Here is a 13,427-nt window from a genome sequence, read left to right on the forward strand (position 1 = left end):
TTGACCCCTCCTCACCTGCGATAATAAGGGTAGCCTAACTGATAGGTGGGGTCGATAGACTGCTACCCGTGCCGCACCCGATCATGTTCTCCGACGACGACTTCGGGCTCGCCGAGCTACGCCGACTCGCGCTCGGCTTTCCGGTAGCCTTCGAGAAGATCTCCTGGGGCCGACCGGTGTTCTGCGCACCGAAGATGTTCGCCATGTACGGCGGCAACCTGAAGACGGACGGGGAGATGGTCGCCTTCCCGCACTCACTGCTGGTCAAGGTCGACGACTCCGACCGCCGGTCCCTCGAGCAGGACGACCGGTTCTTCTTCCCCGCCTACATGGGCCCGTTCGGCTGGATGGGCCTGGACCTGACCGCCGCGGCGGTCGACTGGGATGAGGTCGCCGAGTTGCTCGACGCGTCGTTCCGGTTGGTGGCGTCGAAGAAGCTGATCACACAGCTCGACGAGCGGTAGTTGGTGACACCGACTGCAGAACGGCGAGATTCGCCGTCGGGCTAGGTGGTCATCAGGAACGTCCGCAACCGGTCCAGCACCAGTTCGGGACGCTGCTCGACGATCCAGTGCCCGACGCCGGGCACCAGTTCGAGCTCGAAATCCGAACAGTGCTCGGGCAGCACCCGCAGCAGTTCCGGGGTGAGCACCGAGTCGTCGGTGCCGTGCAGCCAGCGCACCGGGATCGACACGTGGTGATCGTCGAACTCCCCGCGCATCCAGCGCGCCGCCTCGCGGGTCTGGAAGGTCCGGTACCAGCGTGAGCCCGCCTCGGCGTAGCCCGGGCGGCGCATGCAGGCGACGTAGAACGCGATGTCCTCGTCCGGCGTCTGGAAATCGCCGCCCACCCAGGAGCCCAGGAACCGGAAGAACCGCGCCTTCGGGTCGGCGATCACCTTCGGGCCGATCACCGGCAGCAGCATCGGGATCTGGTACCACATCCGCCAGATGTTGATCAGCGCCTCACGGTCGTGCTTGAGCCACGGCACCGCGGTGTTCAGGCCCATGAAGGCCGCGACCTTCTCGGGATGGCGCAACATGAAGATGGTGGCCACCGGACCGCCCCAGTCGTGGGCGACGAGTTTGACCGGACCCACGCCGAGCCGGTCACAGACCGCGGCCAGATCATCGGCCATATCGTTCTTGCGGTAGCGGTCCCGGGGCGCCGAGCTCCACCCGGCCCCGCGCAGATCCGGGCACAGCACCCGGTATCCGTCCTCGGCGAGCGGGCCGATGAGCTCGTGCCACTCCCACCAGTTCTGCGGGAATCCGTGCACCAGCATGACCGGCGGGCCGTCGGCCGGGCCGGCGTCGGCGACGTGGATCGTCACGCCGCGACCGAGATCGACAAAGCGGTGTTGCACGCCGGGGAGATCGGGCGGGTTGTCCATGGCGACAATCTACGGTATCCAGTACCGCTGGTAACACGTCGGCTTCGAAGGTTGCCCACATTTGCCCCGAAGGCGTGGTTCGATGGGCAGCACCATGAGTATCGAAAGCCCGTTTCCCAAGGTCCAGATTCCCTCATCCAACGTCTACGAGTACCTGTTCGCAGGCATCGATCCCGCAGTGGCAGAACAGGTCGCGCTGCTGGACGCCAAAACCGGCAAAACGACCACCTACCGCCAGATGATCGACCGGATCGACGCGTTCGCCGGGGCGCTCGCCGCGCGCGGACTCGGCCCCGGTGACGTGGTGGGCCTGCTGGCCCCCAACAGCTCGGCCTTCGCCGTCGCCTTCCACGGCATCCTGCGTGCCGGTGCCACCGCCACCACCATCAATGCCCTGTTCACCGCCAAGGACATCACCAAGCAGCTCACCGACTCCAAGGCCGCGCTGCTGGTGACGGTCTCGGCGCTGAAACCGCAGGCGCTGGAGGGCGCGCTCGGAGCGGGCCTGGACGAATCGTCGGTCATCGTGCTCGACGGCCCGGGCGCCGACGCCGACGGACACCCCAACGCCGAGGACCTGCTGGGCCCGGCCCACCCGGCACCGCAGGTCAGCTTCGACCCGGCCACCCATCTGGCCGTGCTGCCGTACAGCTCCGGGACCACCGGCAACCCCAAGGGCGTGATGCTGACGCACCGCAATCTGGTGTCCAACGTCGCGCAGATCCGGCCGCTGCAGGGCATGACCTCCGGTGATGTGGTCCTGGCCGTCCTCCCGTTCTTCCACATCTACGGCATGACGGTCCTGCTCAACGCCGCGCTGCACGCCCGCGCTCAGCTGGTCATCATGCCGGCCTTCGACCTGACCGAGTTCCTGGCCAATATCGCCGATCGCAAGTGCACGCACGCCTTCATCGCCCCGCCGGTCGCGGTGGCCCTGGCCAAGCATCCACTCATCGACGACTACGACCTGTCCTCGCTGCGGGCCATCATGTCCGGTGCCGCGCCGCTGGACGAGGAACTCGGACGCGCCGTCACCGCGCGCCTGGGGTGTGCGCTGGTGCAGGGCTACGGGATGAGCGAGCTGAGCCCGGTCAGCCACATCACGCCGTTCGACGGCGGCGCCGAACTGGTCGGGGCGGCGGCGCCGGTCAGCTCGTGCGGTTGGACGGTGCCCAATGCGGTGTCCAAACTCGTCGACCCCGCCACCGGCGAGGAGATCGGGCTGCCCGAGTCCGGGCTGAGCGAGACCGGCGAACTGTGGTTCAAGGGGCCCAATGTGATGGTCGGCTACCTGGGCAACGACACCGCGACCCGCGACACCATCGATGACGACGGTTTCCTGCACACCGGTGACCTCGCCCGAATCGACCCGACCGGCTGCGTGTTCATCGTCGACCGGCTCAAAGAGCTGATCAAGTACAAGGGCTATCAGGTGCCGCCCGCCGAACTGGAGGCCGTGCTGCTGGGTCATCCCTCGATCGCCGACGCCGCCGTCATCGGGGTGATCGAGCAGGAATCCGGTGAAGAGGTGCCCAAGGCGTTCGTGGTGCGCCAGCCCGACACCGAGCTCAGCGAGGACGCGGTGATGGAGTTCGTCGCCGGCCAGGTGGCGCCGTACAAGAAGGTCCGTCAGGTGGCGTTCATCGATGCCATCCCGAAGTCGGCGGCCGGCAAGATCCTGCGCAAGGATTTACGCGGGCGGTAGCCCGCTTGTCCGGGCGGGCGGTAGCCCGCTTGTCCGGGCGGGCGGTAGGGCGCGCGCTGCGCGCGCCTGCCGGTAGCCCAGCGCAGCGCCGGCCAACGGGATCAGCAACAGACCGAGGATGCCGAACAGTGAGGTCATCGGCTGGCCGGGGCGCGGGTCAGATCCGATGGGCAACACCGACAGGCTCATATCGGCCACCGGCAGCCCCGCGACCGGTGCCGTGATCGGCGCGGGCACCGGAGCCACCGGCTGTGGTGCGCGCACCTCGACCGGCGAGTTCACCGGCGCCGTCCGCGGCCGCGGTGGCGGTGGCGGTGGCGGCTGGGCCGCGCCGGCGGTGGACGCGAGCACCGGTGGGTCGACGTGAGTGGGCGCGACGGGAGCTGCCGGACGCAATCCGGAACCACCGGTCTTGACGTCATCGGCGGTTCGCGCGGTTCTGGCGGTGCGCACCGTCCGCGCGCCGTCGGCGGTGGTCACCGACGGCCGGCTCCGCTCGCTCGACGACGCGTCCGCGGTGGCGCCGCTCTGCTGGGTACTGCCTGCACTGTCATCGCGCGATCCGTTGCCGGCGACGTCGTTGCTGGGGACACTGCCCCGGGAGCTTTCGCCGCCACGTCTACCGGAGTCGTCACGGCGATCGGAATCGGCGGAGGCCGATCCGCGGTTGCCCGGGTCGGCGGTGGCGATGGCGCCAGGTGCGATGACCAGCGTCAATGCGACCGTTGCACCGGCAACGGCCGTCACCACACGCTTGCACTGACTCACTGGCTCCCCAACCTTTGGCCCTCACCTTACGCCACCGGGAAGTTTGCTTGTCAGATTCCCTCAGGATCGGTTTCGACGCCGTCGGCGGCTTTCTGGACCAGGCCGATCGCGATACGGGCCCATTCCTCGGTGGCACCGGACAGCCCGCAGGCAGGGGTGATACCGATCCGCTCGCGCAGCACCGTGCGGGGAAAGCCCAGCCGGTCGGTGACCTTGGCCGCCGCGGCGGCGACCTGCTGAGGCTTCCACTGCTGTTGCTGCGCGGTGCCGGGCACCACCCCGAGCAGAACGGTCCGCCCGGATTCCACGAACTCACCGACTCCGTCCAGGTCGGCCGCCTGCAGGGTCGACACATCGACCGCGATGGCCTGTAACTGGCTGCGCTGCAACAGTTTCCATGGCAGGTCAGCGGCACAGCTGTGCAGCGCGACCTCGCCGCCCACCCTGGCGATGCAGTCGTCCAGCAGCACCGCGGCGACCTGCTCTTCGACCGGATTCACCGGGGAGAAGCTGGTCACCCCGGTCAGCCGGCCCAGCATCGCCGCGGGAAGCAGCGGTTCGTCGAGTTGCACCACGACCTCGGTGCCCAACCGGCGCGCCACCTCGGCCCGGTGCAACGACAGTCCTTCGGACAGCGACTCGGCCAGATCACGGAGCGCCCCGCTGTCGGTGATGGCCCGGTGCCCGTTCGCCATCTCCATCTGGGCGGCCAGCGTGATCGGCCCGGCGGCCTGGACTTTCACCGTGCGGCCCGAGCCGTGCAGGCCGGCCTTCTCCCAGGCCTCCTCCAGCGCGTCGAGATCCTCGTTGAGCATGCTCACCGCGCGGCGCAGCACCGAACTGCGGCCCGGCGCGATCCGGTAGGCCCGGGCCACCGTGTCGAAACCGATGTCCACCAGCAGCGCGCCGGTACGCCCGATCAGGTCCGCGCCGACACCGCGGTGGGGCAACTCGACAAGGTGCGGCAGGCTGTGTAGTTCCCCGATGACGATCTCGGCGGCCTCGCGGGCCGACTCACCCGGCCACGATCCGATGCCGGTGGCGGCGGCGAAAACACTCATCGGCCAACCGTATTCGATCGACCGGTCAGCGGGTGACAGTGGCGCTGGCGATGACCTCGTCGCCGGCGGGATCCGGCCGGTACAGCACCATGGTCTGCCCGGGTGCCACGCCTCGGATCGGGGTGCGCAGATCGGCGATCAGCCGCCCGTCGCGCAGCTCCGCGACGGCGTCGGCAAAGCCGCCGTGCGCGCGCACCTGGACCACGCCCTCGATGGGCCCGTGCGGTGCGGTCCCCGCGGTGAAGACGGGTTTCTCCCCCGTCAGCGTCGACACGTCCAGATCATCGGCGGCACCGACGCGCACCGTCCCGGTGGCGGCGTCGATACCCGTCACGTATCGGGGCTGCCCGTCGGGGCCGGGTCCGGCAATACCCAGACCCTTGCGCTGTCCGATGGTGAACCCGTGCACACCGTCATGCTCGGCGAGCACGGCGCCACCGGAGTCGACAACGGCGCCCGGACGCACCCCGATGCGGGCGCCCAGGAAGGCGCGGGTGTCGCCGGACGGGATGAAGCAGATGTCATGGCTGTCCGGCTTGTCGGCGACCGCCAGGCCGCGGCGGGCCGCCTCGGCGCGGATTTCCGACTTGGGCGTGTCACCGATCGGGAACAGCGCGTGCCGCAACTGCTGCGCGGTCAGCACCGCGAGCACGTAGGACTGGTCCTTGTCGATATCGACCGCGCGACGCAGCCGCCCATCGGCCAGACGCGCGTAGTGGCCGGTGGCCACGGCGTCGAATCCCAGGGCCAACGCGCGAGCCGACAGCGCGGAGAATTTGATGGTCTCATTGCACTTGACGCACGGATTGGGCGTCTCACCGCGGGCGTAGGAGTCGACGAAGTCGTCGATCACCTCTTCCTTGAAGCGGTCCGCGAAATCCCATACGTAGAACGGGATGTCGAGAATATCGGCAACGCGGCGGGCATCGCCGGCGTCCTCCTTGGAGCAGCAGCCCCGCGATCCGGTGCGCAGCGTGCCCGGAGTCGCCGACAACGCCAGGTGCACACCGACTACGTCGTGGCCGGCGTCCACCATCCGCGCTGCGGCCACCGACGAGTCGACGCCGCCGCTCATGGCGACCAGAACCTTCATCGTCGTGTCCCCGCACTGGCCAGCGCGGCCTGCCGGGCCCGCTCCACCGCGGCAGGCAACACCTCGAGCGCGGCATCGACATCGGCGTCGGTACTGGTGTGCCCCAACGACAGTCGCAGCGAACCGCGTGCAGCGGCCGGGTCGGCGCCCATCGCGACGAGCACGTGTGACGGCTGCGCCACTCCGGCCGTGCACGCCGAGCCGGTCGAGCATTCGACACCCTTGGCATCGAGCAGCATCAGCAGGGCGTCGCCCTCGCAGCCGCGGAACGTGAAGTGGGCGTTGCCGGGCAACCGGTGATCACCGCTCGCGCCGTTGACGTCGACGTCCTCGATCTGCGCCTGCACCCCGGCGATCAGTCGGTCGCGCAGGGCGCTGACCCGTGCGTTGGTCTCGGTGAGCCCCTCCACCGCCACCCGGGCGGCCGCGGCCATGGCCACTGCGGCGGCGACATCCGGCGTGCCCGAACGAACGTCACGCTCCTGGCCCCCGCCGTGCAGGATCGGCACGCAGGCGGTGTCACGTCGCAGTACCAACGCCCCGATACCGGTCGGGCCGCCGAACTTGTGCGCGGCCACGCTCATCGCCGACAGCCCGCTCTCGGTGAACGCCACCGGGATGTGCCCGACGGCCTGGATCGCATCGCTGTGCATCGGAATCTCGAATTCGGCTGCCACTGACGCCAATTCGGCGATGGGCATGATCGTGCCGACCTCGTTGTTGGCCCACATGATCGAGATCAGGGCAACATCGTCGTGGGTGCTCAGCGCCGCGCGCAGCGACTCGGGTGCCACCGAACCGGCGGCGTCGACGGGCAGCCAGGTGACCTCGGCGCCCTCGTGCTCGACAAGCCACTCGACGGCGTCGAGCACGGCGTGGTGCTCGACGGGAGTGGTCACGATGCGCCGACGGCGGGGATCAGCGTCCCGGCGCGCCCAGAAGATGCCCTTGATCGCCAGGTTGTCGGATTCGGTGCCGCCGGCGGTGAAGATCACCTCGGACGGGCGGGCGCCCAGCAGACCTGCCAACGTCTCGCGGGCTTCCTCCATCCGACGGCGCGCCGCGCGCCCGGACGTGTGCAGCGAGGAGGCGTTTCCGACCGTGGCCAGCGCGCCGACCATCGCCTCGATGGCAACGGGGTGCATCGGGGTGGTGGCAGCGTGATCGAGGTATACGGCTGTCATGGCCCATCAAGGATAGCCGCCGGTCCGGGGGCGCCCGTCCGCCGAGGTCAGGCAGCCAGTATGTGGCCGTGCGCCACGTCGCGGCCGGCGGTGCCGCGCACCGCCGCCTCGCACCGGGCCGCCAGGTCGCGCCGGTCCTGCCCCGGCAGTTCCAGCGACTGCACCTGCACGTGCACCACCGTGCGGCGTGCCGTGACGAGCCGGCGGATCGAGTCGAGCAAGGTGTCCTCGCCGATATAGGCGGGCACGGTCGACGGGCTGCCGTCGCGGTGGTGGTAGTTCAGCCGCAGCGGCTGCACCGGGCGGCCCGCGTCCACGGCGGCCTGGAACATGGCCGGACGGAACCGCCCGTATCCCAGTCCGCACCAGGTGGTGCCCTCCGGGAACGCCACGACCGTGTGGCCGTTGCGCAGCCGTGCCGCCACCGCGCTGACCACCGCGGGCAGCCTGCGCAGGTTCTCCCGTTCGATCGGGATGACCTTCATGATGCGGGCGACGACCCCGAGCGCGGGCCAGTCGATCAGGTCGGCGCGGGCGACGAACGAACCGGGCATCACCGCACCGATGCTGAAGATGTCCAGCCAGGACACGTGCCCGCTGACCACCAGCACACCGCGCAGGTTGCGGATGGGGCCACCGGAGACGGTGATCCGCACGCCGACACAGCGCAGCATCAGCCGGCAGTAGGCGCGCTGCAGGTGCGAGCGGCCCGGCAGCGGCACCGCGAGCAGCGGTACCGCCAGGAACAACAGCAGGGCGCCGGTGACGCGCAGGGTCGTGCGGGTCCAGACCGCGGGACGCGACCCCAGCGGGGCCGCACCGGCGTGCATGCAGCTGGCATCGCAGGAGGCCCGCGGCAGCCAGGAGTGATCCTTGCCCACGGTCATGCTCCGGCCTCACTCTCGGCGGCCTGCGATACCGAGCGCAGCCGCTTCAGGTAGCGGACATCGGCGTGGCGTTTGTCCAGCAGCGCCGGGAAGTCGCCGACCCCGAAATCGGGGTCGTGCGCGGGTTCGCCGCACACCTGGGCGCCCAGGCGCAGGTAGCCGCGCATCAGGGCCGGCACCGTGACCCGCGCCGGCGGGTCGATCTCGTCGAGGCTGCGACCGTCGATGACGACCGGGCGGTAGGGCCGCACGGTGAATTCCTGCGGCGCGCCGTGGCGGCGCAGCACGACGTCACGGACCCCGCGCAGCTGGCTGCCGGGCTCCTCATGGGCGGGGTGCGTCGGCACCGACACGCAGCCGGTGACGTAGTCGTAGCCGCAGCGGTCCAGGTAGGCCAGGATGCCCGCCCACATCAGCAGCACCACGCCGCCGTTGCGGTGATCTCCGCGGACCACGGCGCGGCCCATCTCCACCAGCGAGGGACGCAGGGCGTCCAGCGCGCGGACATCGAATTCGGTTGCGGTGTAGAGACTTCCGGCGGCGATGGCGCCGGGCGGCGGGAGCATCCGGTAGCAGCCGACGAGTTCGCCGGAGCCGTCCTCACGCACCAGCAGGTGATCGCAGTACTGGTCGAAGCGGTCGGCGTCCAGACCGTCACCGGTGGGCGCCATGGCGAAGCCGGGCTCGGAGGTGAACACATCGTGACGCAGACGCTGGGCCGCCTCGATGTGCGCCGGGTCGGTGGACAGCAGCAGGGTGTAGCGCGGCCCCGGTGTCCCGGATGTCGCCTGGTCGATGTCATCAGCCGGTATGAGGACAGATGCGGTGCTCATGCCAGCACGGTCGCGCCTGCGGGTCTCCGGGCGGCATCAGGGGCGTGACGTGTCCGTGCACGGTGCGTGAACAGCACGCTCAGCACACGAAAGCGCCCCGGAACATGCGTTCCGGGGCGCCTTTCGAACTGCAGAGAGCGGGATCTAACCCTTGCGGGCCTTGACCGCCTCGGTCAGCTGCGGGGTGACCTTGAACAGGTCGCCGACGATGCCGAGGTCGGCGATCTCGAAGATCGGCGCCTCTTCGTCCTTGTTGACCGCGATGATGGTCTTCGAGGTCTGCATGCCGGCGCGGTGCTGGATGGCACCGGAGATGCCCAGCGCGATGTACAGCTGCGGGGAGACCGTCTTACCGGTCTGACCGACCTGGAACTGACCGGCGTAGTAGCCCGAGTCGACGGCGGCACGCGAGGCACCGACGGCGGCCCCGAGCGAATCGGCGAGCTCCTCGACGACCTTGAAGTTCTCCTCGCTGCCGACACCGCGGCCACCGGCCACCACGACGCTGGCCTCGGTGAGCTCCGGACGGTCACCCGCGACGACGGGCTCGCGGGACGTGATCTTGGTCGCATTCTCGGCCTGGGCCGGGACCTCGACGTTGACGACCTCACCGGCACCGTCGGCCGGGGCGGCCTCGACGGCACCCGGGCGCACGGTGATCACGGGGAGATCACCGGTGGCCTGGGCGTCGACGGTGAACGCGCCACCGAAGATGCTGTGGACACCGATTCCGCCCTCTTTGATCTCGACGACGTCGACCAGCAGGCCCGAGCCCAGACGTGCGGCCAGCCGGCCGGCAACCTCTTTGCCCTCGGCGTTGGCGGCGATGACGACGGCGGCGGGAGCGGCCGACTCGGTCAGCGCGGCGAGCACGTCGACCTTCGGGGTGACCAGGAAGCCGTCCACGTCCGCCGACTCGGCGACGTAGATCTTGGCCGCACCGGCGGCCTTGAGGCCATCGGTGAGACCCGCGGCGGTGCCCTCGGCACCCACCACGACCGCGGACGGCTCGCCCAGCACGCGGGCGGCGGTGATCAGTTCGGTGCTGACCTTCTTCAGTGCACCTTCGGCGTGCTCGACGAGCACAAGTACTTCAGCCATGAATATGTCCTTATGTGTTGTCAGAGAAGAATGGGATCGGCGACTAGATCAGCTTCTGGGAGACCAGGTACTCGGCGACCTTCTTGCCGCCCTCGCCCTCGTCGGTGACCTTCTCGCCAGCGGTCTTCGGGGGCTTGGGGGTCGACGAGAGCACCTTGGAGCCGGCGTTGGCCACGCCCACCTCGTCGGCCTCCACACCGATCTCGGCCAGCGTCAGGACGGTGACTTCCTTCTTCTTGGCGGCCATGATGCCCTTGAAGGACGGGAAGCGGGGCTCGTTGATCTTCTCGTTGACGCTGACCACGGCGGGCAGTGAGGCCTCCAGGCCGAAGACGCCGTCATCGGTCTCGCGCTCGGCGGTGACCTTGCCGCCCTCGACGTTGAGCTTGCGCACGTGGGTCAGCTGCGGCAGGCCCAGGTACTCGGCGATGACAGCGGGCACTGCGCCGCCGACGCCGTCGGTGGCCTCGTTACCGGCGATGACCAGCTCGGTGCCCTCGATGGTGCCCAGCGCACGGGCCAGGGCCCAGCCCGTCTGGATCACATCGGAGCCGTGCAGGCCGTCGTCCTTGAGGTGCACGGCCTTGTCGGCACCCATGGACAGCGCCTTGCGGATGGCCTCGGTGGCGCGCTCGGGGCCTGCGGTCAGCACGGTGACAGTGCTGTCGCCGCCCTCGCGCTCCTTGATGAGCAGCGCTTCTTCGACGGCACGCTCGTTGATCTCGTCGAGCACGGCGTCGGCGGCTTCCCGGTCCAGGGTCCAATCACCCTCGGACAGCTTGCGCTCGGACCAGGTGTCAGGGACCTGCTTGATCAGGACCACGATGTTTGTCATGACTGTGGTTCGTCCTCCTCGATGAGGCCGGCAGCCGGCCTGGGCATATCACGTTTTGTCCAACGGCCTCCAGGTTACTCGCGAGTAACTTTGACGGCACGCAAGGACACCATAACCGGTCAGTTGGTTCGCTCAGACCCCACGGTCGCCAGGGCATCCGTTCGCGAACCGGCCATTACGGGTTAGCCTGCCTTCCAATGAGCACAATCGGTTCCGTCGACAGCGCTGGCCCGGGCGATCCCCTGCCCCTGACCGGTGAGCGCACCATCCCCGGCCTCGCCGAGGAGAACTACTGGTTCCGCCGCCACGAGGTCGTCTACCAGCGACTCGCCGACCGGTGCGCCGGCCTCGATGTGCTCGAGGCCGGTCCCGGCGAGGGCTACGGCGCCGACCTGATCGCCGGGATCGCGCGCAGCGTCACCGGGGTGGACTACGACGAGCAGGCCGTTGCCCACATCCGCGCGAAATACCCGCGGGTGCGGATGCACCTGGGAAATCTCGCCGATCTGCCGCTGGCCGATGGCTCCGTCGATGTGGTGGTCAACTTCCAGGTGATCGAGCATCTGTGGGATCAGGGGCAGTTCGTCGCAGAATGCGCCAGGGTGCTGCGCCCGGGCGGACTGCTGCTGATGTCCACGCCCAACCGCATCACCTTCTCGCCGGGGCGTGACACCCCGCTCAATCCGTTCCACACCCGCGAACTGAACGCCGGCGAGCTCACCGAACTGCTGGAGCAGGGCGGCTTCCGGGTCGATGCCATGCTCGGGGTGTTCCACGGCGCCGGACTTGCCGCGCTCGACGCCCGCCACGGGGGCTCCATCATCGCGGCCCAGATCGACCGCGCGGTCGCGGATGCGCCGTGGCCGCAGGAGTTGCTCGCCGACGTCGCCGCGGTGCGCGCCGAGGATTTCGATCTGCTCGACGCACGGGAAAGCCGGATCGACGACAGCCTGGATCTGGTGGCCATCGCGGTGCTGCCGTGACCGAATCACCGCCGGACCCGGCACCCGGCATGTTCACGCTCGTGCTGCACACACACCTGCCGTGGCTGGCCCATCACGGCCGCTGGCCCGTCGGCGAGGAATGGCTCTATCAGTCCTGGGCGGCGTCCTATCTGCCGCTCATGCGGGTGCTGCGCACGCTGGCCGCCGAGGACCGCAGCCATCTGGTGAGTCTGGGCATGACCCCGGTGGTCACCGCCCAGCTCGATGACCCGTACTGCCTGACCGGCATGCACCACTGGCTGGCCAACTGGCAGCTGCGCGCCCTGGAGGCCACCACCGTACAGGCCGGCACCGGGGATGAGGGCACCTTCGGTTCGGCGGAAGCGATGCGCCAGTTCGGCATTCGCGAGCATGCCGCCGCCACCGAAGCACTGGAGAGTTTCACCACGCTGTGGCGCCACGGTGGCAGCCCGCTGCTGCGCCAGCTCGTCGACGCCGGCACCATCGAACTGCTCGGCGGTCCGCTCTCACACCCTTTCCAGCCGCTGCTCAATCCGCGGCTGCGCGAGTTCGCGCTGCGCGAGGGTCTGGCCGACGCCCGGCAGCGCTTCGCGCACACCCGAAGGGCATCTGGGCGCCCGAGTGCGCCTACGCCCGGGAATGGAGATCGGTTATGCCGCAGCCGGTGTGGGCCATTTCATGGTCGACGGTCCGTCGCTGCACGGCGATACCGCGCTGGGCAGGCCCGTGGGTGACACCGACGTGGTGGCCTTCGGTCGCGACCTGCAGGTCAGCTACCGGGTGTGGTCCCCGAAGTCCGGCTACCCGGGGCACGCCGCCTACCGCGATTTCCACACCCATGACCACCTCACCGGCCTCAAGCCGGCCCGGGTCACGGGTCGCAACGTGCCCTCGGAGGCCAAGGCCCCCTACGAGCCCGAGCGCGCCGACAGGGCGATCGACAAGCATGTCGCGGATTTCGTCGGCGTGGTGCGCCGCCGGCTGCGCGAGGAATCCGAACGCATCGGCAGGCCGGCGCATGTCGTCGCCGCCTTCGACACCGAGCTGTTCGGGCACTGGTGGTACGAGGGCCCGCGCTGGCTGGAACGACTGCTGCGCGCACTGCCCGAGGCCGGTGTCCGGGTGGGTACCCTCGCCGATGCCATCGAGGCCGGATTCGTCGGACCCGCGGTCGAATTGCCGCCCAGCTCTTGGGGTTCAGGCAAGGACTGGCAGGTCTGGAACGGCGAGAAGGTGTCCGATCTGGTGCAACTCAACGCCGAGGTCGTCGATACCGCGCTGTCGGCGGTGGACAAGGCGCTGGCCCACCGCGGCGCAGGTGCGTCCCGCGATCTGGTGGCCGACCAGATCCTGCGCGAGACATTGCTGACGGTGTCGAGCGACTGGCCGTTCATGGTCAGCAAGGACTCCGCGGCCGAATACGCCCGCTACCGCGCGCATCTGCACGCCCACGCCACCCGGGAGATCTCCGCGGCGCTGGCCTCCGGGCGCCGCGAGCAGGCGCAGCGGCTGGCCGGTGACTGGAACCGCGCCGACGGGCTGTTCGGCGCCCTGGACGCCAGGCGGCTCCCCCGATGACCCCATCCGTCGAAGGTGCATGCC

The 13,427-nt window shown here is 69.4% G+C and carries 12 protein-coding genes and 1 pseudogene; 4 read left to right on the forward strand and 9 right to left on the reverse strand.

What is annotated here, in order from left to right:
• Positions 1-68: 68 nt before the first annotated feature.
• Positions 69-464 carry an MmcQ/YjbR family DNA-binding protein gene (locus tag EXE63_RS04210; RefSeq protein ID WP_168140936.1) on the forward strand — a complete coding sequence of 132 codons (396 nt, stop codon included), beginning with the start codon at positions 69-71 and terminating at the stop codon, positions 462-464.
• Positions 465-505: 41 nt separating this feature from the next.
• On the opposite strand, the gene EXE63_RS04215 is transcribed toward EXE63_RS04210, so the two are convergent.
• On the reverse strand, positions 506-1,393 hold the full coding sequence (locus EXE63_RS04215) for an alpha/beta fold hydrolase (protein WP_168140937.1): 888 nt from the start codon (positions 1,391-1,393) through the stop codon (positions 506-508).
• Positions 1,394-1,487: 94 nt separating this feature from the next.
• Between EXE63_RS04215 and EXE63_RS04220 the strand changes: the two genes are divergently transcribed.
• Entirely contained in the window at positions 1,488-3,098 is a 1,611-nt protein-coding gene (locus tag EXE63_RS04220) for a 4-coumarate--CoA ligase family protein (RefSeq protein ID WP_168140938.1), read from the forward strand.
• Here the strand turns inward: EXE63_RS04220 and EXE63_RS04225 are convergent.
• The 8 genes from EXE63_RS04225 to EXE63_RS04260 all read right to left on the reverse strand — a co-directional run bounded on the left by EXE63_RS04225 (position 3,084) and on the right by EXE63_RS04260 (position 10,860).
• Positions 3,084-3,866, reverse strand: coding sequence for a hypothetical protein (locus EXE63_RS04225; protein WP_168140939.1), 783 nt, complete (start codon positions 3,864-3,866; stop codon positions 3,084-3,086). The two genes, EXE63_RS04220 and EXE63_RS04225, sit on opposite strands and share 15 nt — an antisense overlap.
• Before the next feature lie 50 nt (positions 3,867-3,916).
• Entirely contained in the window at positions 3,917-4,927 is a 1,011-nt protein-coding gene (locus EXE63_RS04230; RefSeq protein ID WP_168140940.1) for a uroporphyrinogen decarboxylase/cobalamine-independent methonine synthase family protein, read from the reverse strand.
• Between the two features lie 25 nt (positions 4,928-4,952).
• Entirely contained in the window at positions 4,953-6,020 is a 1,068-nt protein-coding gene (mnmA, locus tag EXE63_RS04235; protein WP_168140941.1) for a tRNA 2-thiouridine(34) synthase MnmA, read from the reverse strand.
• Positions 6,017-7,204, reverse strand: coding sequence for a cysteine desulfurase family protein (locus EXE63_RS04240; RefSeq protein WP_168140942.1), 1,188 nt, complete (start codon positions 7,202-7,204; stop codon positions 6,017-6,019). Before EXE63_RS04240 ends, mnmA begins: the two co-directional genes overlap by 4 nt.
• Positions 7,205-7,251: 47 nt before the next feature.
• Positions 7,252-8,091: a lysophospholipid acyltransferase family protein gene (locus EXE63_RS04245; protein ID WP_168140943.1), complete on the reverse strand. Its 840-nt coding sequence runs from the start codon at positions 8,089-8,091 to the stop codon at positions 7,252-7,254.
• On the reverse strand, positions 8,088-8,924 hold the full coding sequence (locus EXE63_RS04250) for a GNAT family N-acetyltransferase (RefSeq protein ID WP_168140944.1): 837 nt from the start codon (positions 8,922-8,924) through the stop codon (positions 8,088-8,090). The genes EXE63_RS04245 and EXE63_RS04250 overlap by 4 nt, the downstream gene beginning before the upstream one ends.
• Positions 8,925-9,068: 144 nt before the next feature.
• Entirely contained in the window at positions 9,069-10,025 is a 957-nt protein-coding gene (locus tag EXE63_RS04255) for an electron transfer flavoprotein subunit alpha/FixB family protein (RefSeq protein ID WP_168140945.1), read from the reverse strand.
• A 43-nt stretch (positions 10,026-10,068) separates the two neighbouring features.
• Positions 10,069-10,860 (reverse strand): electron transfer flavoprotein subunit beta/FixA family protein, encoded by a 792-nt coding sequence (locus EXE63_RS04260; protein ID WP_168140946.1) that lies wholly within the window; start codon positions 10,858-10,860, stop codon positions 10,069-10,071.
• Positions 10,861-11,057: 197 nt separating this feature from the next.
• Here EXE63_RS04260 and EXE63_RS04265 point away from each other — a divergent pair, with 197 nt between their 5' ends.
• Both EXE63_RS04265 and EXE63_RS04270 read left to right on the forward strand, forming a co-directional pair.
• Positions 11,058-11,843: a class I SAM-dependent methyltransferase gene (locus tag EXE63_RS04265; RefSeq protein ID WP_168140947.1), complete on the forward strand. Its 786-nt coding sequence runs from the start codon at positions 11,058-11,060 to the stop codon at positions 11,841-11,843.
• 29 nt (positions 11,844-11,872) lie between these two features.
• Positions 11,873-13,403: pseudogene (locus tag EXE63_RS04270) on the forward strand (1,4-alpha-glucan branching protein domain-containing protein).
• Positions 13,404-13,427: the final 24 nt, after the last annotated feature.

Source organism: Mycolicibacterium frederiksbergense (genome assembly GCF_012223425.1).
GTDB lineage: Bacteria > Actinomycetota > Actinomycetes > Mycobacteriales > Mycobacteriaceae > Mycobacterium > Mycobacterium frederiksbergense.

Coding starts and splice junctions, on each gene's coding strand:
- EXE63_RS04260 (WP_168140946.1), bottom strand. CDS start 10,860: ATGACAAACATCGTGGTCCTGATCAAGCAGGTCCCTGACACCTGGTCC.
- EXE63_RS04255 (WP_168140945.1), bottom strand. CDS start 10,025: ATGGCTGAAGTACTTGTGCTCGTCGAGCACGCCGAAGGTGCACTGAAG.
- EXE63_RS04215 (WP_168140937.1), bottom strand. CDS start 1,393: ATGGACAACCCGCCCGATCTCCCCGGCGTGCAACACCGCTTTGTCGAT.
- mnmA (WP_168140941.1), bottom strand. CDS start 6,020: ATGAAGGTTCTGGTCGCCATGAGCGGCGGCGTCGACTCGTCGGTGGCC.
- EXE63_RS04250 (WP_168140944.1), bottom strand. CDS start 8,924: ATGAGCACCGCATCTGTCCTCATACCGGCTGATGACATCGACCAGGCG.
- EXE63_RS04220 (WP_168140938.1), top strand. CDS start 1,488: ATGAGTATCGAAAGCCCGTTTCCCAAGGTCCAGATTCCCTCATCCAAC.
- EXE63_RS04245 (WP_168140943.1), bottom strand. CDS start 8,091: ATGACCGTGGGCAAGGATCACTCCTGGCTGCCGCGGGCCTCCTGCGAT.
- EXE63_RS04265 (WP_168140947.1), top strand. CDS start 11,058: ATGAGCACAATCGGTTCCGTCGACAGCGCTGGCCCGGGCGATCCCCTG.
- EXE63_RS04240 (WP_168140942.1), bottom strand. CDS start 7,204: ATGACAGCCGTATACCTCGATCACGCTGCCACCACCCCGATGCACCCC.
- EXE63_RS04230 (WP_168140940.1), bottom strand. CDS start 4,927: ATGAGTGTTTTCGCCGCCGCCACCGGCATCGGATCGTGGCCGGGTGAG.